This window comes from Parasphingorhabdus sp. (genome assembly GCF_039977335.1).
Classification (GTDB): domain Bacteria; phylum Pseudomonadota; class Alphaproteobacteria; order Sphingomonadales; family Sphingomonadaceae; genus Parasphingorhabdus.
Window position 1 is genome coordinate 1,760,058 of the sequence record NZ_JBDWDI010000004.1, and the last position, 25,061, is coordinate 1,785,118.

22 protein-coding genes and 1 tRNA gene are annotated in these 25,061 nt (G+C 52.4%); 12 read left to right on the forward strand and 11 right to left on the reverse strand.

Features of this window, described 5'->3' with window-relative positions:
• Nucleotides 1–16: 16 nt before the first annotated feature.
• Nucleotides 17–946 (reverse strand): hypothetical protein, encoded by a 930-nt coding sequence (locus tag ABJM21_RS15830; RefSeq protein WP_348301892.1) that lies wholly within the window; start codon nucleotides 944–946, stop codon nucleotides 17–19.
• Nucleotides 947–1,699 carry a 23S rRNA (guanosine(2251)-2'-O)-methyltransferase RlmB gene (gene rlmB, locus ABJM21_RS15835; protein ID WP_348301893.1) on the reverse strand — a complete coding sequence of 251 codons (753 nt, stop codon included), beginning with the start codon at nucleotides 1,697–1,699 and terminating at the stop codon, nucleotides 947–949. It lies immediately after the preceding gene.
• A 156-nt stretch (nucleotides 1,700–1,855) separates the two neighbouring features.
• On the opposite strand from rlmB, the gene ABJM21_RS15840 reads away from it, so the two are divergent.
• Nucleotides 1,856–1,941: transfer RNA gene (locus ABJM21_RS15840), tRNA-Tyr, on the forward strand.
• Between the two features lie 274 nt (nucleotides 1,942–2,215).
• Entirely contained in the window at nucleotides 2,216–2,992 is a 777-nt protein-coding gene (locus ABJM21_RS15845; protein ID WP_348301894.1) for a glucose 1-dehydrogenase, read from the forward strand.
• 81 nt (nucleotides 2,993–3,073) lie between these two features.
• On the opposite strand, the gene ABJM21_RS15850 is transcribed toward ABJM21_RS15845, so the two are convergent.
• Together ABJM21_RS15850 and ABJM21_RS15855 are read right to left on the reverse strand one after the other, a co-directional pair.
• Nucleotides 3,074–5,941: a TonB-dependent receptor gene (locus ABJM21_RS15850; protein ID WP_348301895.1), complete on the reverse strand. Its 2,868-nt coding sequence runs from the start codon at nucleotides 5,939–5,941 to the stop codon at nucleotides 3,074–3,076.
• A 189-nt stretch (nucleotides 5,942–6,130) separates the two neighbouring features.
• On the reverse strand, nucleotides 6,131–6,934 hold the full coding sequence (locus tag ABJM21_RS15855; protein WP_348301896.1) for a LytTR family DNA-binding domain-containing protein: 804 nt from the start codon (nucleotides 6,932–6,934) through the stop codon (nucleotides 6,131–6,133).
• A gap of 439 nt (nucleotides 6,935–7,373) precedes the next feature.
• Here ABJM21_RS15855 and ABJM21_RS15860 point away from each other — a divergent pair, with 439 nt between their 5' ends.
• The 4 genes from ABJM21_RS15860 (at nucleotide 7,374) to ABJM21_RS15875 (ending at nucleotide 12,478) form a co-directional block, all read left to right on the forward strand.
• Nucleotides 7,374–8,045 carry a TetR/AcrR family transcriptional regulator gene (locus ABJM21_RS15860; protein ID WP_348301897.1) on the forward strand — a complete coding sequence of 224 codons (672 nt, stop codon included), beginning with the start codon at nucleotides 7,374–7,376 and terminating at the stop codon, nucleotides 8,043–8,045.
• 143 nt (nucleotides 8,046–8,188) lie between these two features.
• Complete coding sequence (locus ABJM21_RS15865) at nucleotides 8,189–9,799, forward strand: N-6 DNA methylase (RefSeq protein WP_348301898.1); 1,611 nt, start codon at nucleotides 8,189–8,191, stop codon at nucleotides 9,797–9,799.
• A gap of 103 nt (nucleotides 9,800–9,902) precedes the next feature.
• Nucleotides 9,903–11,150, forward strand: coding sequence for a Na+/H+ antiporter NhaA (nhaA, locus tag ABJM21_RS15870; RefSeq protein WP_348301899.1), 1,248 nt, complete (start codon nucleotides 9,903–9,905; stop codon nucleotides 11,148–11,150).
• Nucleotides 11,150–12,478, forward strand: a complete 1,329-nt coding sequence (locus tag ABJM21_RS15875) for a hypothetical protein (protein WP_348301900.1) — start codon at nucleotides 11,150–11,152, stop codon at nucleotides 12,476–12,478. The genes nhaA and ABJM21_RS15875 overlap by 1 nt, the downstream gene beginning before the upstream one ends.
• A gap of 59 nt (nucleotides 12,479–12,537) precedes the next feature.
• Here the strand turns inward: ABJM21_RS15875 and ABJM21_RS15880 are convergent, their stop codons facing one another.
• Complete coding sequence (locus ABJM21_RS15880) at nucleotides 12,538–13,041, reverse strand: N-acetyltransferase (protein WP_348301901.1); 504 nt, start codon at nucleotides 13,039–13,041, stop codon at nucleotides 12,538–12,540.
• 10 nt (nucleotides 13,042–13,051) lie between these two features.
• On the reverse strand, nucleotides 13,052–13,309 hold the full coding sequence (locus tag ABJM21_RS15885; RefSeq protein ID WP_348301902.1) for a YjhX family toxin: 258 nt from the start codon (nucleotides 13,307–13,309) through the stop codon (nucleotides 13,052–13,054).
• Between the two features lie 336 nt (nucleotides 13,310–13,645).
• On the opposite strand from ABJM21_RS15885, the gene ABJM21_RS15890 reads away from it, so the two are divergent.
• From ABJM21_RS15890 to ABJM21_RS15910, 5 genes are read left to right on the forward strand one after another with little or no spacing between them, the layout of a single operon-like run.
• Nucleotides 13,646–15,208 carry an NAD(P)/FAD-dependent oxidoreductase gene (locus tag ABJM21_RS15890; RefSeq protein ID WP_348301903.1) on the forward strand — a complete coding sequence of 521 codons (1,563 nt, stop codon included), beginning with the start codon at nucleotides 13,646–13,648 and terminating at the stop codon, nucleotides 15,206–15,208.
• Nucleotides 15,209–15,213: 5 nt separating this feature from the next.
• On the forward strand, nucleotides 15,214–15,666 hold the full coding sequence (locus tag ABJM21_RS15895; RefSeq protein ID WP_348301904.1) for a GtrA family protein: 453 nt from the start codon (nucleotides 15,214–15,216) through the stop codon (nucleotides 15,664–15,666).
• The gene (locus tag ABJM21_RS15900; protein WP_348301905.1) at nucleotides 15,663–17,033 is read left to right on the forward strand and encodes a sulfatase-like hydrolase/transferase; all 1,371 of its coding nucleotides are present in this window, start codon (nucleotides 15,663–15,665) and stop codon (nucleotides 17,031–17,033) included. Before ABJM21_RS15895 ends, ABJM21_RS15900 begins: the two co-directional genes overlap by 4 nt.
• Nucleotides 17,030–18,823, forward strand: a complete 1,794-nt coding sequence (locus ABJM21_RS15905) for a hypothetical protein (RefSeq protein WP_348372725.1) — start codon at nucleotides 17,030–17,032, stop codon at nucleotides 18,821–18,823. The genes ABJM21_RS15900 and ABJM21_RS15905 overlap by 4 nt, the downstream gene beginning before the upstream one ends.
• Nucleotides 18,824–18,875: 52 nt before the next feature.
• Complete coding sequence (locus ABJM21_RS15910; protein WP_348301907.1) at nucleotides 18,876–19,259, forward strand: VOC family protein; 384 nt, start codon at nucleotides 18,876–18,878, stop codon at nucleotides 19,257–19,259.
• Nucleotides 19,260–19,275: 16 nt separating this feature from the next.
• On the opposite strand, the gene msrB is transcribed toward ABJM21_RS15910, so the two are convergent.
• The 4 genes from msrB to ABJM21_RS15930 all read right to left on the reverse strand — a co-directional run bounded on the left by msrB (nucleotide 19,276) and on the right by ABJM21_RS15930 (nucleotide 23,513).
• Nucleotides 19,276–19,779 carry a peptide-methionine (R)-S-oxide reductase MsrB gene (msrB, locus tag ABJM21_RS15915; RefSeq protein WP_348301908.1) on the reverse strand — a complete coding sequence of 168 codons (504 nt, stop codon included), beginning with the start codon at nucleotides 19,777–19,779 and terminating at the stop codon, nucleotides 19,276–19,278.
• 110 nt (nucleotides 19,780–19,889) lie between these two features.
• Nucleotides 19,890–21,203, reverse strand: coding sequence for a cytochrome P450 (locus ABJM21_RS15920; RefSeq protein ID WP_348301909.1), 1,314 nt, complete (start codon nucleotides 21,201–21,203; stop codon nucleotides 19,890–19,892).
• A gap of 121 nt (nucleotides 21,204–21,324) precedes the next feature.
• Nucleotides 21,325–22,536: an ABC transporter permease gene (locus ABJM21_RS15925; protein ID WP_348301910.1), complete on the reverse strand. Its 1,212-nt coding sequence runs from the start codon at nucleotides 22,534–22,536 to the stop codon at nucleotides 21,325–21,327.
• Complete coding sequence (locus tag ABJM21_RS15930) at nucleotides 22,533–23,513, reverse strand: ATP-binding cassette domain-containing protein (protein WP_348301911.1); 981 nt, start codon at nucleotides 23,511–23,513, stop codon at nucleotides 22,533–22,535. Before ABJM21_RS15930 ends, ABJM21_RS15925 begins: the two co-directional genes overlap by 4 nt.
• A 44-nt stretch (nucleotides 23,514–23,557) precedes the next feature.
• Here ABJM21_RS15930 and queG point away from each other — a divergent pair, with 44 nt between their 5' ends.
• Nucleotides 23,558–24,718 carry a tRNA epoxyqueuosine(34) reductase QueG gene (gene queG, locus ABJM21_RS15935; RefSeq protein ID WP_348301912.1) on the forward strand — a complete coding sequence of 387 codons (1,161 nt, stop codon included), beginning with the start codon at nucleotides 23,558–23,560 and terminating at the stop codon, nucleotides 24,716–24,718.
• Here the strand turns inward: queG and ABJM21_RS15940 are convergent.
• The gene (locus ABJM21_RS15940) at nucleotides 24,696–25,061 is read right to left on the reverse strand and encodes a hypothetical protein (RefSeq protein ID WP_348301913.1); all 366 of its coding nucleotides are present in this window, start codon (nucleotides 25,059–25,061) and stop codon (nucleotides 24,696–24,698) included. The two genes, queG and ABJM21_RS15940, sit on opposite strands and share 23 nt — an antisense overlap.

Genomic DNA, 25,061 nt, shown 5'->3' on the forward strand with positions numbered 1-25,061 from the left:
GCTTATCAAATGTTGATCAGAATCTAATCAGCGCGCGTGGTCCGTCTTCGGACTCGGCATTCTTGCCGATGTTCCAGCTCATCATTTTCCGGTCACCCTTTTCAGTAAAGCCATCAATGCTGTTATTGTTGACGACCGTACCATTGGTTTCGACCGTCAAAACGCCATCAATTTCAGAAATCTTGGGCGCTTTACCGCCGCTTTCTTTCATCATCATCACATTGAACAAGCTGCCTTGACCAGCGATGCCAGGCATAATCAATTCCACAGCGCCATCGCTGCGCCGGATGATCTGGAAGAACGGATATTGCATCTGTGCATCCGGGAGGACCGGGAAGCTGAAATAATTGCCGATAGTTCCGGTTTCACTATATTCGACATCAAATATGTTGCCACCAGCATGCTCGACCTTTTTCCAGCCCTGATATTTGCTCAATTTCTTGGCAAATGCAGCCATGCTTTCGTCATCGCCCGGAATAGGACCGCCGAAAAATGCGCCAGCCATTGCGGATTCTTCATTATACCGCTTTAGCTTGCGCGCTTGTTGACGATCATATTCGTCTTTGCGTTTGGTGATTTCTTCTTCGGCGCAGTCACGATCAACGATATCATAGCTGCGTTTGCTAGTGTCAATCGATGGATCAGCGTCTTTTCCATACTGGTCATAGTCATCCCCATAAACCGGGCGCTGGGCATTGACTTCACCATTGCTCTTATAAACGCGGTCACGGCATTTCAGCTTCGCCGTATCAAATGGTTCGTTGCTTGGTTTTTTCAATTTGCCATCGTCGGGCATGGACATCTGAATTTGTCCAGTATAACCGAATTCATAGCGATCGCCGTCGAGTATCTTCAGGTTCGCGTTGAACTTCCCGGGCAATAAAAAGCAGCCTGATAGCAATAACGGTGCGGAAAGCGCCGCAACAAATTTGAACATCTGTTTCATCTAATTCTCCCGGTTTCGTGTATATTCTGCATAAAGAGCAATGGCTGCTGCATTGGAGACATTCAGGCTCTCCATCCGCGGGGCCATGGGAAGCCGCGCCAGCGCATCACAATGAGCTGCAACATTTTGCCGCAGGCCTTCGCCTTCCGCGCCCATCACCAAAGCCAGTTTGCTTTGCCCCATGATGCCGCCCAGCGTGTCGTCCGCTTCGCCGTCCATACCGATGCGCCAATATCCCGCCTCTGCAATTTCATCCAGCGCCCGCGCCAGATTGACTACGCGTACCCAGGGAACAATCTCCAAGGCACCTGAAGCCGATTTCGCCAATGTACCAGACTCAGGCGGTGCATGGCGATCCTGCGTCACAATCGCTGCGGCATCAAAGGCCGCGGCGGAGCGCAATATGGCGCCTACATTATGGGGATCAGTGACCTGATCCAGCACCAATATCGGACGGCCTTTGTCTGCCGCTTTGTCGAGCATGTCGCCTAGCCAGATATCAGGTAAGGGATCAACATCGGCGATCATGCCTTGATGCGGCGCGTCGCGCGGAATGACCCGGCCAAGGTCGGCAACATCGCTATAAACCACGGCAAGGTCTGCCGGTAGGTCCAGCGTATCGAGTGCTTCTCGCGTCCCCGATATTTTCTTCACGAACCGATGGGGATTGGCCAGCGCCGCTTCCACAGCGTGCCGGCCCCAGAATTTCAAACCGCCGCCGGTTTTCTTCACAGATCTATTTTTGCGTGCCATAGAGCTCCTTAGCTGCTTGGTCGCAATGTCACACCCCTTTTTCGCCTTTTTTCACTGCAAATGTGCGATTTTGAAAGGGCAGGCATTGACACTGAGCGATGCTTTCGTCATTGAGCCGCATCTTGCCGAAAAACGGTCAAGATTAGGCAACCAAATGGACAGGTGGCCGAGTGGTTAAAGGCAGCAGACTGTAAATCTGCCCGCGTAAGCGTACATAGGTTCGAATCCTATCCTGTCCACCATTTTTGCCGAGCAGAGCCGATCCTGGGGATCGGAGTCGGCAAAAATCCCGCAGCGCAAGCAAGGGTAGCCTGACGAGGCGAAAACGTCTTTCAACAAACGGCAGTGTTTCTCGGAACCAAATCTCTAGATAATACAAATAGAGGCCCTACGGCCCCAAATAGACCATGTAAGAGCCAATCCTACTCGCAGAAGGCTCAAACGCTCATCACACGTGACAAGCGGGCACGGCTGTGGAATGGATGCGCTCATCGAAATCAGCACACAGGAGTGGATATGAAGAGCCTATTTGACGTGAGCGGTAAAGTCGCCGTTGTTTCTGGCGGATCAAGCGGCATTGGCGCGATGATGGCGCGCGGTTTGGTGGAGAACGGAGCGAAAGTCTACATCACCGCGCGCAAGGAAGAGCGATTGATGGCGATGGCGGAGGAGCTCTCTAAGCTGGGCGAATGTATCGCCATTCCCGCTGACCTGTCGAATGTCGAAGGCATTGAAGCCTTTGTCGCGGCGGTTAGCGAGCGGGAAAGCCAGGTCGATATCCTGATCAACAATGCGGGCGCCAACTGGGCTGCCCCGATCGAGGACTTTCCCGAAAAGGGTTGGGACAAGGTGATGGATATCAACATCAAGGCGATATTCTTTGCCACCCAGAAATTCTTGCCGCTGTTGAAGGCGTCCGGCAATGCAGATGATCCAGCGCGGGTTATCAATATCGCGTCGATCAATGGTATCCGAAATTCCGGAATGCCGACTTATGCCTATTCCGCTAGTAAATCCGGCGTGATCCATTTGACTGAGCATTTGGCAACTGACCTTGCGTCCTATCACATCAATGTGAACGCGATTGCACCAGGATTCTTCCCAAGCAACATGACCAAGCAGATTGTTGAGAATGACGGGATGACCAAAATGGCAATCTCCCAAATCCCGCGCGGCCGTATGGGGGCACCGGAAGATATTGCAGGAACGGCTCTCTACCTCAGTTCAAGAGCGTCTTCTTGGTTGGTCGGACAAACGATTGCTTTGGATGGCGGGATGATTTCGCGGCCTTGAACGGGGTGCTAAGCCTTCATTAAAACAAGAAAGGCGGCCATTTGCACGGCCGCCTTTCTTTTCCGATCTGTGAGTGCTTGTTTAGAACGTCAGCGTCGCACCAATTGTATAACGACGGCCTAGAGCGTCATAGGTCGTTGGGAACGTGTTTCCGCTGTTAAAGTCGGTCGTCCCAATATCGTTCCCGACAATTGGTGGTTTTTTGTCGAACAAGTTATCAACAGCAAAGGTAACGTTGAGTGTTTCCATCACGTTCCCTCTCACTGCCAGATCGAAGATATTGTAGGAATCAATGCTTTCGAACTCGGGCAGAAAACTTCCCTCGAGCGAGGGTTCAATATCCTGGCCAGAAATATGCCGCCAGCCCAGTGAGATGGAACCTTCCTCCCGGCTCAGACTGACCCGGCTGTTCAACTGAAACTCCGGTTTAATGCCTCCGATGGTTGTGCAAGCAACGCTATAAAACCCGGCACATTCGCGATTGACGCTGGTTGGTGTCGCCTGGAACTTATTTTCAATAGTATAGTTGCCGTTGAATTGCAGGCCAAGCGTAGCGAAATTTAACTCGCGCTGATAGTTTATGCCAAAGTCAATTCCCGATGTTTCAAAGCGCCCCAGATTGGAGAGAGTGAGAGTGGCGCCCGGCGTATCTGAACCACCGTTCAAGCTCCCGTTGAGCGGGTTTCTCTGGATCAAGGCACAGGTGGGGTTATTGGCGCTTGGTGCTGCAAAACAAGGTGCGAAAACATCGTTTACGGTGGTTTCAGAGATAGCGTCTTTGACGACGATGTCATAATAGTCAATGGATACCGTTAAACCAGGAACGATGGCCGGTTGTATAACAGCACCGATGGTTATGGTTCTCGCTTTTTCGACATCTAGGTTTTCATTTCCGCCGCTCGTCACGTTGATTTGACCCGCAGAAGGTTGAGGGATAGAACCGATTTGGCCCGCTGGCGCGCCCTGAGCAATACAGGTTGCTGTCAGTTGCGCATTGCCGACAGGATTTGCACCCGCGCAAGGATCAACTGCCAAATTATCCAATCCAGTGGTGGTCGGCTGGAACAGCTCTTCGATGTTGGGAGACCGCACCGCCTTTTGATAAATACCGCGCAGTTTGAAGCCTTCTACCGGCTCCCAGCTGCCGCCTGCTTTCCACGTAAAATTACTGCCGGTATTGGAATAATCCGAATAGCGACCACCAAGTTCCAAAGTCAGGCTATGAAAAAACGGTTTGTCTTCGACCAATGGCGCCACCAGTTCACCAAAGACCTCCACAACATCATAGCTACCCGACTGAGGCACAAGCGGCTCGCCATTGCCGAGTATCTCATCAGGCGTACCGGACGCGATATCAGGAATGATTGACGCGACATTATCACGATATTCGGCGCCGATGGCGAAGTTTACAGGTGTCTCTGCCCACGGAATGGTAAAGCCTGCGTCACCGGAAATCGAACCTGTCACAGTGGTTAGCTCGGTTTTAGTGGTTGCAGACACCGGCTGGTTGAAGAAAGCGACTGCTTCCTGAGAAATATCCTGACCGGAACCAAAGAGGTTGATTGGAACACAACCATTTGACGGGTCGATACAATTTTCGGCATCAACCGCAAACAATCCCTGCTGAATGCGTGAGCGCAGGCCACTATTATTCTGGCTGCGGACGCGTGTCGATCGCCCGTGTGCTGCATGAACATCAAACTGAATCGTATCGGTGATGTCTCCGCGAACACCGGCTTCTAGCTGGAAAACATCAAATTCCAGCGTCTGTTGGCGCTGACCTTGTTCGACAAGACGACGATTGATGGTCACTGCTGGTGCGCGGAAGTTCGGGTCAGTTGGGTCGGTAACACCTGCAGCCGCGTCACATTCGGCTTGGCCAAATCCGACAATAGGCTGCGCACAGATCTGGTTCCGCAAGGCATCGGTCAAGAACGGATTGCTAAGCGGCAAGTTATAAGTCGTGCCGAATAATCCAGAAGGCGCGAACTGTGTTTCGACGGTATTTTTGGAATAAAGGCCTTGCCCATAAACTTCGATACCCTCGGCAACCTCATAACGCGCAGCGCCGAAAACATTAAAACGTTCGAAAGGTGTTTGATAATAATTGAACGGATTGAAGTTGAACGTGTTGATATCGTCTGAAAGCAAACCGGTATCCGGATCAAGTTGCTGCCCGTTGATAGCCGTCGGGACTGACGTTCCGGATCCCCGCGGCTCACCGGTGCCAGAATTCAGCGACTCAAAACCGAAGCCTCGATCACCTTGCAGCACAGGATCCGATGTGCGGTAACCGACGCTCAATACGGCGTTACCGCGATCATCGGCAAAATTTCCGCCGAGCGTCAAATCGGCGCGGAAAACGGATCCATCGGATTCTTCAGTCACACCGTAGCTGGTTGAAATTTCTGCGCCTTCGAAATCGTCTTTGAGGACAAAGTTGACAACGCCGGAAATGGCATCAGCACCATAAACGGTACCGCCGCCGCCGGTTACGATATCAACCCGCTCAACCAATGCCAATGGAATCAGATTGGTGTCAGTAACACCGGTCAGACCGCTCGGAACGATCCGCCGGTTATTAAGCAAAACGAGGTTACGGTTGCTACCCAGTCCGCGCAAGTTGATTTCAGCTGCGCCGCTACTGCCGTTATTGACCGCTGAGCCCAGATCGGAGACTACGCCTGGCAGTTCGCGGATCAACTCTTCCGCAGTGAGAGACGGGGCAAGATCAATTTGGTCGCGGCCAATAACGTTGACCGGGCTGGATAGTTCCAGATTCGGATTGGTGATCCGAGATCCGGTAACAACAATCACATCCGCAGTATCTTCGCTCTCTGTACCTTCCTGATCTTGTGCTTTGGCGGTTGTGGCAGAGATGGCCACGGCCACGATTGCAGCTGATGTAAGACATTTGCGTAAAGTTTTGGTTTTGAAATTCGGCCGCATTGCTGGCTCCCTTGGTTAATTACAGCGGCAACCAAATAGATAGAAAGAGCGGCTCAGCAATCAAATATGACAGTATTTTGAACATTTCCAATGCGATGAAGTTTCAATGCAACGGTGGGTGTACAACATTGTAAATACACAATTAATCTGCCCAGTGCGGCTTTTACCTGCTTGATTATAAAAGCAGAATCATTCGATATTGGTTGATATTATAGCCATGACGTCTTTGGCATATTTTCTGCCGACGGCGACTTCATCACCGGTGCTCAAACGCAACATGCGGCTCCCATTTGTGCTCCGTTTTATCGCAGCTATCCGCGTGACGTTGACGGCTGCGGATCGGTGCACCCTCAAGAAACCGATGGCGGCGTTGTTAGCCACAAAGTCACCGATCATTTGCCGGTATAGATAAGATGTCTGGTCGCAATAGAGGCGTACATATTCGCCCTCTGCCTTGATCCAGTCGATGCTGTCGCAGTCCACGCGCACAATTTCACCATGGCGAGGCACCCAAAGATAATGATCGTCATCGACTACTCGGGATCGTTCCTGCCTCAGTTGATCGAGCGTTTTGCCAAGCAATGCGAGACGTTGTCGCGCTTCCCGGTCAGCATAAGCGGAGCGTGCGCGATCAATCGCCTCTACCAAGCGCGCATAGCGCACCGGCTTGGGTATAAAATCCAGCGCACCCGTTTCGAAAGCCCGGACCGCAAATTGGGGATAGGCCGTGATGAAAATAACCAGTGGGATATGCTCAGCCGCTTCATCAAGAGAAGCGGAAAGATGCTCGATTACATCAAATCCGTCGAGAATAGGCATTTCTATGTCTAACAAGACCACATTTGGTTTGAGCGAATCAATCAGTTCCAGTGTTTCCTGGCCATCAGATGCTTCCCCCACTAGCGTCACATCATCCATGCGCAGCACTAGTTCAGCCAGTCGGGATACCGCCAATGGCTCGTCATCGCTGATCAACAACGTAATAGGGGGCATGACTGGAACCTGAGGGAGACTGTTATCCACGGGATACAAGCAGATAGTTTGGGTGATATTAAATCGGGCTGAACAAAGCATTTTTCGTGAATGGAAAAGAACCGGTAGGGCTTCGCGATATTGCCGCGAGGATGCAGGCCGATACATACAATTCGGGTCAAACCTGCGAGCAGGATGAGTTGGAGGAAGGATGTCCCGCCCCTCATGGCTCCGCTGTTTATGCCCATGCGGAGATTATGCAGCCGTTTTTACTGGAGTGGAACTGCTGCGCCGGGTCGTTCATTTGGTTCAGAATGTCGTTTGTTGCTCCTTGGTCATTTTTGTCGGTTCTTAGAGCTCATTCGTAGAATAGCAGAAGATATTTTACACCGCTTTACGTAAACTCATTCGTGCATTTTAGAGGCCGACCCCCCGGCTGATAGTGATACAGGAGTGTAAAATGGCGACCCGAGTACAAACAAGAAATCTGAAGACTGATGCAAATGCAGAAGGATCCGCATGGCGGCCCGCATCCTCTCGACGGATGATTTTGGACGCGGCGCGGCGAAAGCTGCGGGCGGAGAGTTTTAACGAATTTGCGATGGAAGCTGTAGCGGCGGAAGCAGGCGTTTCACGTCGTACCGTTTATAATCAATTCGCCAATCGTGAAGAACTATATTGTGCTTCGCGTCTTGAGCTTTTTGAGAAGATTGACCTGGCCATGGCCGAGATCAAGTTTGACCTTGATCAGCCGGTGGAAAAAATGCTCCGCCGTTTCTGCAAAGCCGGCATTGCTATTCTGCTATCGCCGGAAAGCTTCGAACTCAGAGCTTCGCGGGCCAGAGACCGTCGTGCCTTTCGGTGGATTGAAGAACAATATGATCACCGGATAGACGAGCCATTGCGGTTGAAGATCGAGCATTTTTTGCAAAGCCTGATGCTGAAGGGCGATATCGAGAATACCGATCCGGCACCATTGGCTGACTCGTTGTTGATGGCCATTAATGCTTGTGTAGGCGATGATGGTCAAGCGGAGACCAATTTGAAACAGCCGCCGGTTTTTACCGCTGGCGAGATCGCTGATATCTATCTCAAGCGATTGCCGCTGAAAGACCATGCCCTGGCTGGGTAAGCTCTGTTTGAGGTATCAAAAAGCCATGCAAAAGGGCCTTATCGGCTTTTGTTTTGGGAACTGTTGAGCGTACCGTCGATTTCTTCGGCGGTACGCTTATCAAATGGCTCGACAATGGCGGTCGGTGATTTATGTCCTTGTAAATGGACTCCACGGCACCCCTTTCTAAACCCAAAACGGATATTGCGCCTTCGCCTGAGATAATATTTGCCAGATCGGCCGATCTGGCGCGCCGAAAAAAACACGGCCAGTTTTTCACTCCTACTGTTTATGCGAATATCATGATCGACTGGATCGCTGATGCTTCGCCGGTGTCGGTGCTTGATCCAGCAATGGGTACCGGGCTGCTCATCGATATGAGTCAACAGCGGCGCATAGGGTGCAAGTTCACTGGCTATGATATTGATCGACAGCTGCTGGAACTGGCCCAAGCCCGAATAGCTGGTGGAGCTGATTGCCAGTTTGATTTTCGGGAAAGAGATTTCCTCGCGACAGGTTGGGATGATCGTTTTGACGGGATTGTTGCGAACCCACCTTATGTCATTCACCGCGACCACGATCTTAGTAGCGAGATCGCAGCCGATATTGAGCGGCGGTCAGGGCAAAAATTGAGCCGGCAGTCTAATCTTTATGTCTATTTCGTCATCAAGATTTGCGAGCAACTGGCCCAGGGTGGACGGGCCGCAATATTAATCCCCGCCGAATGGATGGGGGCAAATTACGGTCAATCACTAAAAGCCTATTTGCTGCAACGGGGACTGCTTAGCGGGTTGGTGGCGATCGATCATGCTGGTCATGCCTTTGCAGACAATATGTCCACTGCTTCCATTCTGTTGATCGAGAAAGCAGGGAAACCCCATCGCACGGTAAAAAGCTATTATGTTCCTCGGGATACTGCACCGGCTTCACTGGCGGCGCTAGAGCAGGATATCTCCATTATTCGTCAGACACTGCCTGGCGACTTTCTACAGTCTCGCAAAAAATGGGATGTGTTGCTGCGTCAACCCGCGACGCCGAGAATTAAGGAGCACATCCCGCTTGGAGAGCTAGTTACAACTAAGCGCGGAATTGCAACCGGTGCAAATCAGTATTTTCTCATGTCCCGGCAGCAGGCCGAGGATCATGGGCTCAATACCGCGCGGATGGACCGCTGTTTGGGCAAGGCGGCGCAAGTGGCGGACATCATGTTCACTCAGGCTGATTTTGAAAAATTGGCCGACGCCGGGCAAGCCTGTTTCCTGTTCAACCCGCCTAGTGATCTTACCCCGGCCGAGACTGCCTATATTAGGCAAGGCGAAGCGGCAGCTATTCCGCTTAAACACGGGCCTCGAACCAAACGGATATGGTATACTGCAGAAGCGCGGGAACCAGCGCCGATCTGGGCTAGTACCTTCGGTCGTGGTCGGATGCGCTTCATCCACAATGATGCGGGGGTCAAGGCGCTGACCTGTTTTCATAGCCTTTATGTCAAAGCACTGGACCCGATCCAGACCCGTTCACTGGTTGCTCTTCTCAACAGTGATGCGATGCAGGAAGCGATTATCACTCAAGCTCGCGTTCTCACCAGCGGCTTGATGAAACTGGAGCCACGCGACATATTGGATATAGATATTCCCGATATCCGGCTGCTACCGCGAGATATTGTCGTTGAGCTCGCAGAGTGGCTGGATGACATACCCTCTGACACGAACGAGCGTAACAATGCTACACTAGAACAGCTGATGGCGCAGACATTCCAGGCCACCACCAGCTAAAAGGCTCTGATTTCTACCTGAAAGAAACCTATACTCCCTCTTGATTTTACAGGCATGTCTGCGCATGGGTCTTAGCAAATCATAGATCAACAAAAGGCCTTTTATGACCTCTGAGAAACTAGCGCGAACCGGCACTGATTCTGCGCTGCGGAATTTCCTGAAAAGTGAAGCGGCAGGCGGTATATTGCTGATGGTCGCAGCGGCGCTGGCAATGGTTGTGGCAAACAGTCCGCTCTATGACATGTACCATCATTTCCTGCATGAGCTGGAAGGTCCTGTGCTCAGCGAGAAGCTTGGCCCCATGACCCCACATCTGTGGATTAATGATGGCCTGATGGCGATATTCTTCCTGCTTGTTGGTCTTGAGATTAAGCGTGAATTTGTTGATGGCCGTCTGAATACCTGGGAGCGGCGGCGCTTGCCGGTATTGGCGGCCGCCGCAGGAATGGTGGTTCCGGCACTCATCTATCTGGCGATAGTGCGCGATATGCCCGAACTTTATAATGGCTGGGCGATTCCGGCCGCAACGGACATTGCTTTTGCTATTGGCGTGTTGGCGCTGCTTGGGCCGCGGGCTCCAACGTCGCTAAAGCTGTTTCTCGTCACGGTTGCAATTGTCGATGATATGGGCGCAGTGGCGATTATTGCGCTGGTCTATACAGCCGAAATTAATGGTGCGGCCTTGCTCGCTTCTGCGGTCATTTTGGGTATCATGTATACGATGAACAAAGCGGGAGTGAAGTCCCTGCTCGCATATTTATTCTTCGCCTTTTTACTGTGGTTTGCGGTCTTGCTATCTGGCGTTCACGCTACGATTGCTGGCGTACTAGCAGCGATGGTGATACCGATTGTGGTGACGCCAGGCTCGCCGGATGCACAAGATTCACCGCTTCACCGATTGGAACATGCGATTGCGCCGTGGAGTGCTTTCCTGATCGTACCAGTATTTGGCTTCGCCAACGCTGGCGTTTCGCTAGAGGGTCTTGGAATGGAACAGATATTCGCACCCTTGCCGCTAGGCATTGCGGCCGGCCTGTTCTTTGGCAAGCAGGTTGGTATTTTTGCCAGCGTCTGGATCGCTGTGAAAACCGGTTTTGCTCAGCGCCTAGGCGGTGCAACTTGGCTGCAAGTCTATGGCGTTTCGATGCTTTGCGGTATCGGCTTTACCATGAGCCTGTTCATTGGCGCGCTGGCCTTTCCTGGTGAAGCGTTGTTGATAGAAGAGGCCAAAATTGGCGTGTTGATGGGATCTTTCCTGTCTGCGGTGGTCGGCTTTTGTATCCTGCGCTTTGCACCGCAGCCTTCCAAAGATGAAGACGAACTGACGGCTGAACCGGCCAAGGCTGCGTGATGGCGTTTCGGGGCAAGAGTAGCTTTGCCTTGATGCTGCTGCTGTGCAGTTGCGCAGTGCCCCAAAATGCCGTCGCACCTGCTGACGCGATGACAGAGAATGTTGAGCGCAGCACTGACCTGGACGCAATCGCAAGTGACTATGTTCAGCTAACGCTGGAACTCGGTGAGCAGGAAGCGGGCTATGTCGATGCCTATTATGGTCCGGCGGATTGGGCAGCGGCGGCCAAAGCGAAGCCCCGTGACATGCGGGAGCTTGGTAACGGCATAGTGGATCTGATGCTGCGGCTTGATGCCCTGCCAGCCAGCGACGATACGTTGGTGGAGGCCCGCAAGCGTTTTTTGTCGGCACAGCTCGAAGCTGCTTTAACCCGGCATGCAATGATGCAGGATGAGGTTTTTCCTTTTGCGAGGGAAGCAAAAGGTCTGTTCGCGGTGACACCGGCATTTCTGCCTTTGAGCAGCTATGATGCGGCGCTGACGAAGATCGAAGCCCTAGTCCCGGGTGAAGGCGCACTGCATGAACGGGTCGAAGCCTATCAGACACGCTTCACTATCCCCACTGACCGTTTGAAACCGGTTTTTGATGCCGCCATTGCCGAATGCAAACGCCGGACAGCAGCACATATCACGCTGCCAGCAGATGAAAATTTCAAGATGGAATTTGTCACTGGCAAGAGCTGGAGCGGCTATAATTATTATCAAGGTAACTTCCAAAGCTTGATCCAGATCAATACCGACCTGCCAATCCGCATTAGCCGTGCGGTCGATCTGGGTTGCCATGAAGGTTATCCGGGTCATCATGTTTACAACATGCTGCTCGAGCAGCGCCTGACCCGCGAGCGTGGCTGGCAGGAATTTTCCATCTACCCGCTCTATTCGCCGCAATCACTCATCGCCGAAGGGTCAGCCAATTACGGCATTGATCTGGCTTTTCCGGGTGAGGAACGCCTGACTTTTGAACGGGACGTGCTTTACCCTCTGGCCGGACTAGACCCCACCACAGCGGCGGATTATTTTGAGTTACAACAAGCGCTCAGCGATCTGAAAGGCGCGCGCTTTGTCATTGCTCAGGCCTATCTCGACAAGAAAATCATGAAGGAAGAAGCGCTTACGCTCATCCAGAAATATCAATTGGTGAGCCGTGAACGTGCAGAGCAATCCTTGTCATTTAACGACCAGTATCGCAGCTATGTGATCAACTATGGGCTTGGTCAGGATATGGTCAAGGCCTGGGTCGAACGCCAAGGCGATGCTCCGGTTTGGCGCTGGAAGGCGATGGAAAAATTGCTGAGCGAGCCGTTGCTGCCGGATGATTTGGTGGAGTGACCAACAATAAAACGCCCAACCTATCGCGAGACAGGCTGGGCGTTTTTGATCCAGAAATGTCAGCCCTGCAAGGCTTTCCAGAATGTGATTTTATCGTCACCATCTTCATAATAGTCACGGATGCGTGATTCTTGATCATATTGGCATAGCCGATAAAATTCACGGGTGCGGGCCAAGGCGTCTGCTCCCGATGTTTCAACGATCAGAACACGCTGCTTTCGTGCGGCCAAGTGCTCCTCGATATGGTTCATCAAGGCAGCACCCATGCCTTCGCCCTGACAGTCTGGATGAACAGCGATGAGCAGCAGATTCCATGTTCTGTCGGTCATTTCTTCCGGCCTGCAATAGGCAACCGCTTTGGCGTCACCCATGCCACTGACCTTATCATCGTCGGTGTCATAGGTGAGCCATATTTCGTTACTGCCCTCATCAGTGAAAAAGCCGGCAATCATATCGTCGAGCATTTCAGAGGGGAACATATCGGTTGCATCGATAATCCGCTTCAGAGCCGGTATGTCTTCATGTACAATTGGTCTGATCGGATTGTGCGTAGGTTTGTTCATCGTTTTTCCTTTATCTATTGTCGAGTTGGGGGCGTACAGACACCCTGCCGAGATGAGAGATGCGATAGGGGCTACCCCTTCGGGACATGATCAGCCGCCTGCGTTTCAAGCGCGCGAATATGTCGAGCGTGCAGTCGGACAGGATATAGCCGTCACGGGTCACGCACATGACCTCGTCTATCTTGCTATTCTTGTTGCGTTTGTGGCGGATATGCCCGCCTTGAGCGAGCGCGTGAAGCACGCGCTGCTCAGCTTTTGAAATGTTCATTAAACTTACTCGGAAATTAAACCATAGGGTACGACGAAGGGGCCTTTGCGCCATGCGCACTGGTTCCGCCGTTACTGTGATTTGAAACGCTAAACGGGTTTCAAATCAGTTGGTTGTTACATTCTCTAACAAAAAAGCTCCGAGTATTGGCAAAGGCAATTGGCCTCTGCGAATCAGGAATTATTCCAAATTTCCCGGAAATTCAACAATAATCCGCGACTTATGACCAATTTTACGCTTGCGTTAACTTATCGCTAACCAATTTCGTTCACTCCGGTTTCTGAAACATGAACTGGCGCTGTCGAGTGCCGTGTTTTTGAACAGGGATCGGATTTTATGACTGAAGCGACTAAACCCGTAGATGTAGCTGTTATCGGCGCAGGACCAGCAGGCCTCACCGCCGCGTATCTCCTCAGCAAAAAAGGCTATACGGTCAAGGTGATCGAAAAAGACCCGACTTATGTTGGCGGGATCAGCCGGACGGTCGAGTATGAAGGCTTTCGTTTTGATATTGGTGGGCACCGGTTCTTCTCGAAATCCAAGGAAGTTGTCGACCTTTGGAATGAAATCCTGCCTGACGATTTCATTCAACGTCCGCGGATGAGCCGCATCTATTATGAAGGCAAATTTTACAGCTATCCGCTGCGTGCTTTTGAAGCTTTGTGGAACCTCGGCATCTGGCGTTCGACCTTGTGTATGGTCAGCTATGCCAAGGCGAAGGTCTTCCCCAATAAAAACGTCAAAAGCTTTGAAGATTGGACGGTTAATCAGTTCGGTTGGAAGCTTTATTCGATCTTCTTCAAAACCTATACCGAGAAAGTCTGGGGCATGCCCTGTGACGAAATGTCTGCGGATTGGGCAGCACAACGGATTAAAGGCTTGAGCCTTTGGAGCGCGGTTGTCGACGGTTTGAAACGCTCATTGGGTCTCAACAAAAAGCCCAATGACGGCATGGAAACCAAGACTTTGCTCGAAACCTTCCGTTATCCTCGCCTCGGCCCCGGCATGATGTGGGACGCGGCGCGCGATTTCGTGCGGTCCAAGGGCAATGAAGTGCTCATGGGTCATAGCTTGAAACAATTGGCGCAGGATGCCGACGGCAACTGGCGCGTGTCGGCTTCGACCGAAGATGGCGAAACCGTTATCAATGCAAAACATGTAATCAGCTCTGCGCCGATGCGCGAACTAGCCACGCGTATTCACCCGCTTCCGCAATCTCTGCCGGAAGCACAGGATCTTAACTATCGTGACTTCTTGACGGTAGCATTGATGGTGAAATCCGAAGATTTGTTCCCGGATAACTGGATATATATCCATGATGACCGGGTGCAAGTCGGCCGCGTACAGAATTTCCGAAGCTGGTCGCCGGAAATGGTGCCGGATGAGTCGATCGCTTGTGTAGGCCTCGAATATTTCTGCTTTGAAAATGATGGTCTTTGGTCTTCAACCGATGAAGATCTTGTTGAATTGGCCAAGAAAGAAATGGCGATCCTCGGTCTGTGCAAACCAGAAGATGTGGTTGGTGGCGCGGTTGTGCGTCAGGAAAAAGCCTATCCGGTTTACGATGACAGCTACGAAGAGAATGTAGAGTCCATGCGCAGCGATCTTGAGGACCGTTTCCCGACTCTGCATATGGTCGGCCGCAACGGCATGCACCGTTATAACAATCAGGATCACGCGATGATGACCGCGATGCTGACGGTGGAAAATATCGAAGCCGGTTCGCGCAAATGGAATGTGTGGAACGTTAACGAAGATGCTGAGTATCATGAAGCCGGCGACGAAGGCGCGGAAAGCGTGATTTCCGAAGATCGGGCAGCGGCGCTGGAAAGCATGCGCGATGTTCCGAGCCGGATAGAGGGCGACGCTCCTGAAGCCAAGCCTTCCAAGGCAGCCTAAACAAGATGGAGCGGAGCGGTCAGGATAGACGGTCTACCGTCGGGATCTGGGTAGGCAATCTACCCGGACCGCTGGCTTTGCTGAACCGCTTTTCCATCACCCGCTATTTGCTGGCCAGTATTGTCAGTCTTGCCTTTGATGTCGCTCTGTTCATGGTTTTGGTCGCATTCGCATCCGACCCGGGTTGGGCGTCGGCCGCAGGATATAGCGCGGGCATAATTGTACACTGGTTGATCTCATCCAGCTTCGTTTTCCCTGGTAAAACCAGAGAAGGTGCCGCGCTGCAGCTGCAACGGGTCGGCTTTATCGCCACCGCTGTGCTGGGCTTAGGGATTACCGTAAGTATCGTGAGTGGACTCACTGAAATGGGCGTATTGCCGGTTGTCGCAAAAGGTGCAGCGGTTTTTGTCAGCTTTTTTGCGGTCTATCTGACCCGTAAATTTGGAGTATTCCGGTGACTGCAATTACGATGGAAGCTCCGCAGGCTGGTTTGTCCGCAGATTTCAAAAAGTTTCTCAACTGGGCATTGATCTGGTTGGGGCTGGCCAATATTCCATTCATGGCTATGTGGTTCGTGGGCGCGCCGCCACGCTATTTCGAAATCGCTTTGGCTGGTCTTGTCGGTTTGATCGTGAAGCGTATGCCGCGTGTCGTCCAGTGGCTGGCCTTTACCGGCGTCATTGCCTATTCGATTCTCTCATTTGTAGCAGGCCTGTTCAATCTTGGAATGAGTTCGCTCCTCTATTCAATGCAGTTTTTTGCCGAGATCAAGCCATCCAATTCCATGGAATATATCGCCGCGGCAGTTGTTATCGTTGGCATACTAATCACAGTCTGGTTCGTGCTTAAGCGTGACACGAATTTTGCAAAGCCTCTGTATATTTTGCTCGGTGGGGGTTTGATTTTTGGCTTGGCAGCAACCGATTTTGCCATGGGGCAAAGTATGCGGGGCCACTATTTCCGCGAGGCGCCAGTGGGTGCTAATTTCGAATCAGCTGTTGAAATGACCGGATTGGTCGCGCGCGCAGATGGTAAGCGCCATCTCATCCTGATCATGGTGGAATCACTTGGCGTGCCGGTTGACAATCAAGTCATCGCCGACAAGCTGTTCGCCTACTATGAGAATAGCGCCATTCAAGCGCGCTATGATGTGAGTCAAGGCACCAGTCTTTACTATAACAGCACGACATCAGGTGAATTTCGCGAAATGTGTGGGCAGTGGGGCGACTATTATGAATTGCTCGATCCCGCGGAGGCCGCGAAGCTAAACTGCCTGCCCGCCATGCTGGCGAAAAAAGGCTATGCAACCCATGCGATGCACAGCTTTAAAGGTGAGTTTTTCAAACGGGACGAATGGTATCCGAATATCGGTTTCCAAAAACAGGAATTCTGGTCCGATCTTCAGGAAAAGGGTGCGGAATGGTGCGGCGGCGTTTTTGCCGGTGCTTGTGATCGTCAGATACCAACGCTGCTTGCTGAAAATTTAAAACAGGCAAGCCAGCCAACCTTTCTCTATTGGCTGACGCTCAATGCGCATCTACCTGTGCCGACGGGGCTTAATTTGAATGCTGACGACTGCACGAGAGTCTCGCCAGAATTGGCTAAAGACTTCCCGATGATTTGCCGTCAGTTCGCGATATTTGATGATATCGACAAAGCGCTTGTCAAAGAAATCACCGCCAGCGATTTTCCGGAAGCCGATATATTGTTGGTTGGTGATCATATGCCGCCCTATTTCGATCGGCATAACCGCTCTCAATTTGATCCAGAGCGGGTGCCCTGGCTTTACCTAAAAGCCAAAGGACAGTCTGAAGTCGCGCAATGACCGCGATTGACCGCTTGCGAGGCAAGCTTCCTTTCATGGCTATCTGGTTCGCTGTTTGTGCAGTACTGATCATCGTATCGTTCGATCAGATAGCATCCGGCATCGGTTGGGGCCCGGATGACCAATTGCGTCAGGTACAGATACGTGATTGGCTGGCGCGGCAAAGCTGGTTTGATACCACGCAATATCGTATTGGGGCGCCGGATAGCCAGCCTATGCATTGGCCGCGCCTGATTGAGCTGCCTTTGGCTCTGATCATCTTCATCTTGAAACCTGTCATTGGGCCGTTGGCTGCCGAAACAGCCGCTATGGTCGTGGTACCCTTGGTCGCATTGGGTATCGCTATGTGGCTCGTCGCGAAAATAACCGAGCAGCTGTTCGATCGCCAAACTGCTTTGCTATCCGCAGCCCTGACAGCGACTGCTGTTTCCGTCATAGCGCAATTGCGGCCGATGCGGATCGATCATCATGGCTGGCAGATCGTGCTCGCACTGGTGGTGCTATGGACGATGTTCTGGCCAGACAAGCGCAGAGCCGGCCAAATCATGGGCCTTTCTTTGGCCCTGTGGCTGTCAATATCTCTTGAAGGTTTACCCCTGTCCGTTGCGTTCATTGTCTTGTTGGCATTTCGCTGGATTGTTTCGCTGGACGAAGGGGTCAGGCTATTCTGGACACTGGCTGGATTTCTGGGCGGTACCATCGTCCTCTATTTGGTCAATCACGGACAAGTGGAAATGTTCGCAAATTATTGTGATGCACTCTCGCCGGTCCACATCTTTTCTTGTCTGGCGGGTGCAGCGATTATCCTGCCGGGCATATATTATGGTCCAAAATCGGTGATAGCACGATGCGCTTGGTTGATAACCGCTGGCGCGTTCGCTTTGGTGACGATCGCGGCCCTTGAACCGCAATGTATGGGCAGTGCTTTCGGGCAGTTGGATCCATTGGTGCGGGACTATTGGCTCGTCAACGTCCGTGAAGGTATGCCGATCTGGGCGCAGCCATGGAGAGAAATTATCACCCTATTTGGCGGCTCGATTATCGTGGGTATCGGCAGTCTGATTTACATCCAATGGCTCCGGCCTGATGCGGCTGATAAGAACAAGCTGTTTCTATTGGCCTACGCGTTGCTCTGGGCATTCCTGGTCTCTTTGTTGGTACAGCGCGCCGCCGCAGTTGCTGCGGCTTATGCCTTGCCGCTTGTTGGTTGGGCTGTTCATCGTGCTTTTCTTGGGGCACGTGGAATCAAGCGCCCGGTCAGCCGGATATTGGCAACGGTAGCGGTGGTTTTCCTGATCTTGCCGGGCCCGCTTTTTCTGGGACTAGCCAATGCTGTTCGCGGTGAAGCTGAAAATGATAGCGAGCCGCTGGTATCATCGGATGGCAAGCCGGCTTGCGATTCCTCTGAGTCATTGGCAGGGCTAAATGCGTTACCGCAGTCTAATATTATCGCCCCGTTTGATTTCGGTCCCGAGATTTTGGTGCAGACGCAGCATAGCGTGTTGGCGACGAGCCATCACCGCAATGACGATGCCATGGCCGATCAAATACGAATTCTCACGTCAAAACCTGAAGTGGCCCTTGATCTGATTGAAGCGCGGCAAATTCGCTATATTGCGATATGCCAAGAAGAGTCCGAACTTAAATTATATGCTAGCAAGCATCCAGATGGCCTTGCGGCCAAATTGCTGGAAAAAGGGCAGCCCAATTGGCTGCAGACTGTCCATTTACGGGACAGTGCCCTAACAATATGGAAAGTGGTGCCGAAAGAGTTGCGTAACGGAACGTAAAATAAGATAGCTTCCTGTATAGACTAGTAAAATCCAGATTAGGGAGAGGGAAATGGCGAAGATCACCGGACTAGGCGGCGTATTTCACATTGTGAAAGATCCTGCGGCAACGCGGCAATGGTATAAGGATAATCTGGGACTGGATGGCGAATATGGTCCCATGCTGAGTTGGTCCGACGAAAAGGGAGATGATCCTTATAGCCTGATCAGCCACTTCTCCCCGGACACTGACTATCTCGAACCCAGTAAAGCCAATTTTATGATCAACCTGCGAGTTGATGATCTGGATGCCTATGTCGAGCAACTCAAAGCGAAAGGCCTCGAAATTTTAGGTCAGGTCGACGAGGGCTATGGAAAATTTGCCTGGATCCTCGATTGTGACGGCGTCAAGCTGGAGTTCTGGCAGCAGATGGAAGCACCCGAAGAGGGCGGCTAGCCAATATTGGAGCTCATCAGGCCGGAATAAATTTCAGAGCCAGGCCATTGATACAATGGCGTTTTCCAGTGGGCTTGGGCCCATCACTGAAAATATGTCCGAGATGCCCTCCACAGCGGCTGCAATGGACTTCAGTGCGTGGATAACCGATTTTATAGTCGGTCGATGTGCCGACGCGGCCCTTTATCGGTGCCCAGAAACTGGGCCAGCCGGTGCGGCTATCAAATTTGGTTTTTGAGGAATAGAGGCCCAAGTTACAGCCTGCGCAGGCAAATACACCCTGGCGTTTTTCTTTGTCTAGCGGGCTAGAATAGGCGCGCTCGGTGCCTTCCTGCCGTAATATGCGATAGCGCGCGGGCCCGAGCCGTTTTTTCCATTCGGCTGGTGTTCGGGTAATCTTGAATTTGCCGGATTTAGCATTGGCGCTATTCCCGAAAATACCGGTAAAGCTTGCGACGCCATAGGCACCCGCACCCAATAGTCCGGTGGCAATGAGTTTGCGTCTGCTAAGGCCTGTCATGTTCCGTCTTTCTTTGCTGTTCGCCTACTATTCGGTTCTTCTGCAAAGATAGTTACAATATGACGGCTGAACAAAGGCTTATCAATATTTGGCCCGTCGCTTTCCAGCGATCAATATTTGGACAGCTTAACCTGCATTTTACGGAAACCGTGGACGAAACAGGCATGGACGCGTTTCATTTCGCCGGTCAGATTGACCTGCATCCGGCGTTTAGCCATTTCCTCAAGCAAGATTCGGATTTGCAGCTCGGCAAGCCGGGCGCCGACGCAGCGGTGAATGCCATAGCCAAAAGCCAGATGCCGCCGCGCATTTTCACGGTCAACGATCAACTTATCCGCATCAGGAAACACGTTTTCGTCGCGATTGGCCGAGATATACCACATGATCAACTTGTCGCCCTTTTTGATCTGGTGCCCGAACAGATCGGCATCATCTGTCGCAGTGCGCCGCATATGAGCGAGCGGTGTTTGCCAGCGGATGATTTCCTGTACCGCATTGGGGATCAAGTCTTCGTTTTCTTGCAGCTTCTGGCGCTGGTCAGGAAACTGATCGAGGCCGTAAGCCAAACCAGACATGGTATTGCGGGTTGTGTCATTGCCACCAACAATCAGCAGCACGAGATTGCCCATAAACTCATGCTGATCCATATCTTTCATGGCTTCACTATGGATCATCATGGAAATGAGATCAGGCGTCGGTTCAGCGTTTACCCGCTCGTTCCAGAGATTCTGGAAATAAGCCCCCATTTCGTACAAAATTCCTCGACGCTGCTCGTCCAGCTCTGGTGCTAGCGAGAGTTCGACATCGCCAGCCCAGTCTGACCAATAGGTCAGCAGGCGGCGGTCTTCCCAGGGAAAGCCAAAGAGAATCGCTAGCATGCCAGTGGTGAGCTCAATCGAGACCTTGTCGACCCAGTCAAATTCTTTGTCCCAAGGCAAGCCGTCGAGGACCTCGGCAGTCCTATGCCGAATTTCCTCTTCCATCCGTTTCATCTCGGTGGGCGTGAAAGCCGGCGCTACGGTGCGACGCTGGCCCGTATGTTTAGGGCGGTCCATTGCAATGAACATCGGCAATTGAAAATCCGAATCGTCGCGTTCTTCTGCAATGGTTATGCCGCCATTATTGACATCGGACGAATAAAGTTCGGGCAGGGCCTCAACATGCTGGATCGTTTTATGATCACAGATATTCCAATAGGAGCCGTAGTCCGAATCTTCGACTTTGTTGATCGGTGCGTTGGCCCGCATCTCGGCAAAAGGGGCGCGCCATAAATCTTTGCTGTAGAGATCTGCCTTGCTGACATCGCGCGGATTGGGGTTAGTGTCCGCGACCGGCGGATTGTCCTTATACCAAGCTTCCAATGCCTCTGCGGCAGTAGGGGATGTGGTAAGAGTTGATGCGTTTAGGACGGGACTGGTGGCCATGATTCTCTCCTGCCGTTGCCCTTCCTGGGCAATCGGTTGCGTTTCAAAACCCGTTTAGTCTGCCTTTATTGACAGCAATGTCAACGGCCTTTCGCCAAATTGATAGAATCATGGAAGAATTTCAGGCCGATTTCCAGTCGCCCAATCGTTTCAACAGGCTTTTCTTACGCGCACTATTGCCCGACTTCATTACATTGCGGCGGAACAACATCACACTGAAGCGAATGATGACCAGCGTGAACATGGCTTGCCAGATCAGAGCCACGCCATGCTGCCAGATATCATCCATCTGCGCCGCCCGTGCGATCATCGCGAAGGGAGAGCTGAATGGAAAAACCACAGCAAACCACTCTACCGGCTCACCCAATTTGGTGACGGTAAAGGCTGCCAGGAAAAATACCAAAAGCTGCCCCATCGTGACAGGCATGGATAGGGTCTGCACCTCGCGAACGGTTGTTGCCATCGCTCCGATACCCAGAAACAAGGAGCCCAATAGCAAATAAGCCATCGAAAAATAGAGCACCATCAGGACGCAAAATAACGGCCAGCCCACAGCTGGTGCGGCCAGATTGGGAAGGCCGGCGCTAACGACCGAGACTCCGATAAAGCCTAAAGTGGACCAGACCGTAATCCCCACCAGCGCCATGCCTAACATCGCAAACAGCTTGCCCAGGAATATGGCATCCATCGGAATGGCTGCGGCCAGTATCTCAATAATCTTGTTGGTTTTTTCTTCCACCAGATTGGACAGGACCATGCCTGCGAGGATCATGGTGAGCAGGATCAAGATTATCTGTCCGCCCTGCGCCGTGGCAATTTGGGTCCGCTTTTTGGAACTGCCAGTAGCGGCCACGAAATCGGTTTTCACGGCGACAGGATTGGAACCGGACAAAGCGGTTTCCGACAACAGGGCGACTTTACCGCTCCATCGTTTGACATCGCCTTCGGATCCGGTGAGCACCGGGGCTTCCAGGGAGCCCGAAATAATTGCGGTGAGGGGTTTGGATGCCGTGTCGAGCTTGGCCTTTATATCAGGGTCCGCCGGACTTACATCGGTTAACACCAGCAATTCCGGGAAGCTGCCATTGCCAAGATTTTTGGCCAAGGCGGTGCGCGCATCCAACAGTTTCGCTGTCTGACTTTCTTCCAGTGCCACACCGATGACCGGCCGATCAATATCTTGCCGGACCTGTTGGCCCAGCCCGCCAGCAGCAATTCCTATAATCAGCGGAAAAAGCGGGCCGAGCAGAAAAAAGAAAAAGGATTTGGAAAAGATGATCGCGGCAAAGTCGCGGCGAGCGATGACGAAAGCGGCGCGGATAGTCTCGATCATGCCGCTTCTCCTTGCAATCCGGCATCTGCGGCGAGGTCTTCTTCCATCTTCTTCGCCACGGCTTCACCCGCAATATGGACAAAGGCATCATGTAGACCGGGGCGTTCGATGGATAGCGATTGGATACCGGCATCCCCCTCTATCAGTGCCCGGAGCAGCGGTTCGACGCCGCTTTCCGGCAGGGTAAAGTGCCAGTTATGTCCAAGCGGCTGACAATCGGCGGGAATGGCCGATCGCCAAGGCCCCTCAAGATTGCGGGTCTCCAGATGGACTTGCGGACGCAGCCGGTCGCGGGCGGTCGACACTTTGCCAGTAAAGGGAATTTTGCCATTGGCGACGATCGCGATTTCTTCGCATAGCCGTTCGGCATGGGCGATGACATGGGTCGAGAAAATCACCGTCACGCCCTTGTCGGCCTGCCCACGGATCAGGCGTTCCAGCTTGCCTTGATTCAGCGCATCAAGGCCGGAAAAGGGTTCATCTAGGATGATCAGGTCCGGATCATGAACGATCGTGCCGAGCAGTTGTACGGTCTGGGCCATGCCTTTGGACAATTGGCGAATTTGCTTGTCTGCTGCGTCGCCGAGGCCGTGATCTTCCATCATTTGTCGGCCCCGTTTGCGCCCTTCGGCCAGCGGCAATCCGCGCAGAGCGCCCATGAATGCAATCGCGTCATAGGCTTTCATGGATTGATAGAGACCGCGCTCCTCTGGGAGATAACCGACCTGATGGGCTTTGCTGATCGGATCGGGAGAACCGAGCAAGAACCGTTCTCCTTCATCGGGGTCGATTATGCCGAGCAGCATACGCAATGTTGTGGTTTTACCGGCACCATTGGGGCCCAATATACCGAAAATACTGCCCTTTTTAATCGTCAGGTCAATGCCGTCGACGGCTGTGTCACCGTCAAACCGTTTAACAATGTTATGGGCTTCAATGGCGTTAGGGGAACTAGGTTCTTGTGCGCTGGAAGTCATTTACGGCTTTCCTAATGAGACGCTGTGATTGATAGTGGCCTCTTATGGCTGATGACAAGTTAAGAATAACCAAAAGCCTTGAAAAAAGGGCAAAGGAAGAAGGTTTCGCTGCCTTTGGTGTTGCGCCTGCGAATCTGGCCCCGATCACCGCCGAACGTCTAAAGGCTTGGCTGGCGGAGGGACAGCATGGTGACATGATCTGGATGGAAAGCCGTGCCAATGAACGGGCCGACCCCCAGACATTGTGGTCGGATGTGCGTTCCGTGATCATGTTGGGGATGAGCTATGCACCGACTACAGATCCGTTTGCCCTAGCCGATGTGGAAGATCGCGGCCGGATATCGGTCTATGCACAGGGGAAGGATTATCATGATGTCGTGAAGCGCGCTCTGAAACGCACAGCGCGCGGATTGCTGGAATCCACCGATTGTCCTGACGGTACGCAGGTAAAGGTTTTTGTCGATACCGCCCCTGTGATGGAAAAGCCGCTGGCCGAGGCAGCAGGGCTGGGCTGGCAGGGTAAGCATACCAATCTGGTCAGCCGCGACCATGGCAGCTGGTTGTTCCTTGGTGCTATCTACACGACATTGGAATTGGAGCAATCGACCGGTGGTGGAAATCGCTGCGGCAGCTGTTCAGCTTGTCAGGATATATGCCCGACCAATGCCTTCCCGGAGCCTTATCGCTTGGATGCAAAGGCCTGTATCTCCTATTTGACGATTGAATCAAAGGGACCGATCCCGCGGCAATATCGCGAAGCGATGGGCAATCATATCTATGGTTGTGACGATTGCTTGGCGGTTTGTCCGTGGAATAAATTTGCTGAAGCAGCGGCGGCCAATAAGGCTTTTCTTCCTAGAGCCGAACTAGCGGCGCCCGCTCTGGCGGATTTGCTTGCTATGGATGATGCCAGTTTCAGAAAGATATTCTCCGGATCGCCGATCAAAAGATCCGGCCGCAACCGGATGGTCCGCAACAGCTTGATCGCGGCAGGCAATAGCGGTGATGCGTCTCTGGTTCCGACGGTTACCGCGTTGCTGGATGATGAGGATAATGTTGTGCGGGGGTCGGCAGTCTGGGCCTTGTCGCAGCTTGATCCCGTTCGGTTTGATCGGGAAAAAGCAGCGCGGTTGTCAAAAGAGCAGGATGAAGATGTGCTCGTGGAATGGCGATCAGCCGTGTTTAACGGACCCGTAGGGCATTGACGCAGGACACGCGATCGACAGCCGCACCATTGCTGCGGCGGGTATCAATATGGGTGACCCGGCCTTCGCCACCGCTTTTTTCGGGGTAAAGATAAGCATCCAATATGCATGCGCCGCTGGAAAATTGCAGCTTCCGTGCGGGCGGTTCGGCGACATCGGCTTGCGGCGTTCCGAATAGGCGTTTCAGTTGATTGGCGGTTTTACCCATGACCAGTTCTAGCCCTTGTACCTTGCTAAGCGGCGATGCGGCAGCGGTAGGCAGTGCTGGCGCAGTAACCGCTCCCGACGATACGCAGGCAGCGAGCGCTGGCAAGGTGGCTAAGATCAATAGCTTACGGATCAT

What these genes read in the sequence shown, in the direction of transcription:
- ABJM21_RS15905 (WP_348372725.1), top strand. Translation starts at nt 17,030, where the DNA reads ATGACCGCGATTGACCGCTTGCGAGGCAAGCTTCCTTTCATGGCTATC.
- rlmB (WP_348301893.1), bottom strand. Translation starts at nt 1,699, where the DNA reads ATGGCACGCAAAAATAGATCTGTGAAGAAAACCGGCGGCGGTTTGAAA.
- ABJM21_RS15860 (WP_348301897.1), top strand. Translation starts at nt 7,374, where the DNA reads ATGGCGACCCGAGTACAAACAAGAAATCTGAAGACTGATGCAAATGCA.
- ABJM21_RS15890 (WP_348301903.1), top strand. Translation starts at nt 13,646, where the DNA reads ATGACTGAAGCGACTAAACCCGTAGATGTAGCTGTTATCGGCGCAGGA.
- ABJM21_RS15940 (WP_348301913.1), bottom strand. Translation starts at nt 25,061, where the DNA reads ATGATCCGTAAGCTATTGATCTTAGCCACCTTGCCAGCGCTCGCTGCC.
- ABJM21_RS15845 (WP_348301894.1), top strand. Translation starts at nt 2,216, where the DNA reads ATGAAGAGCCTATTTGACGTGAGCGGTAAAGTCGCCGTTGTTTCTGGC.
- ABJM21_RS15855 (WP_348301896.1), bottom strand. Translation starts at nt 6,934, where the DNA reads ATGCCCCCTATTACGTTGTTGATCAGCGATGACGAGCCATTGGCGGTA.
- ABJM21_RS15885 (WP_348301902.1), bottom strand. Translation starts at nt 13,309, where the DNA reads ATGAACATTTCAAAAGCTGAGCAGCGCGTGCTTCACGCGCTCGCTCAA.
- ABJM21_RS15830 (WP_348301892.1), bottom strand. Translation starts at nt 946, where the DNA reads ATGAAACAGATGTTCAAATTTGTTGCGGCGCTTTCCGCACCGTTATTG.
- queG (WP_348301912.1), top strand. Translation starts at nt 23,558, where the DNA reads ATGGCTGATGACAAGTTAAGAATAACCAAAAGCCTTGAAAAAAGGGCA.
- ABJM21_RS15865 (WP_348301898.1), top strand. Translation starts at nt 8,189, where the DNA reads ATGGACTCCACGGCACCCCTTTCTAAACCCAAAACGGATATTGCGCCT.
- ABJM21_RS15910 (WP_348301907.1), top strand. Translation starts at nt 18,876, where the DNA reads ATGGCGAAGATCACCGGACTAGGCGGCGTATTTCACATTGTGAAAGAT.
- ABJM21_RS15930 (WP_348301911.1), bottom strand. Translation starts at nt 23,513, where the DNA reads ATGACTTCCAGCGCACAAGAACCTAGTTCCCCTAACGCCATTGAAGCC.
- ABJM21_RS15850 (WP_348301895.1), bottom strand. Translation starts at nt 5,941, where the DNA reads ATGCGGCCGAATTTCAAAACCAAAACTTTACGCAAATGTCTTACATCA.
- msrB (WP_348301908.1), bottom strand. Translation starts at nt 19,779, where the DNA reads ATGACAGGCCTTAGCAGACGCAAACTCATTGCCACCGGACTATTGGGT.
- ABJM21_RS15880 (WP_348301901.1), bottom strand. Translation starts at nt 13,041, where the DNA reads ATGAACAAACCTACGCACAATCCGATCAGACCAATTGTACATGAAGAC.
- nhaA (WP_348301899.1), top strand. Translation starts at nt 9,903, where the DNA reads ATGACCTCTGAGAAACTAGCGCGAACCGGCACTGATTCTGCGCTGCGG.
- ABJM21_RS15875 (WP_348301900.1), top strand. Translation starts at nt 11,150, where the DNA reads ATGGCGTTTCGGGGCAAGAGTAGCTTTGCCTTGATGCTGCTGCTGTGC.
- ABJM21_RS15895 (WP_348301904.1), top strand. Translation starts at nt 15,214, where the DNA reads ATGGAGCGGAGCGGTCAGGATAGACGGTCTACCGTCGGGATCTGGGTA.
- ABJM21_RS15920 (WP_348301909.1), bottom strand. Translation starts at nt 21,203, where the DNA reads ATGGCCACCAGTCCCGTCCTAAACGCATCAACTCTTACCACATCCCCT.
- ABJM21_RS15925 (WP_348301910.1), bottom strand. Translation starts at nt 22,536, where the DNA reads ATGATCGAGACTATCCGCGCCGCTTTCGTCATCGCTCGCCGCGACTTT.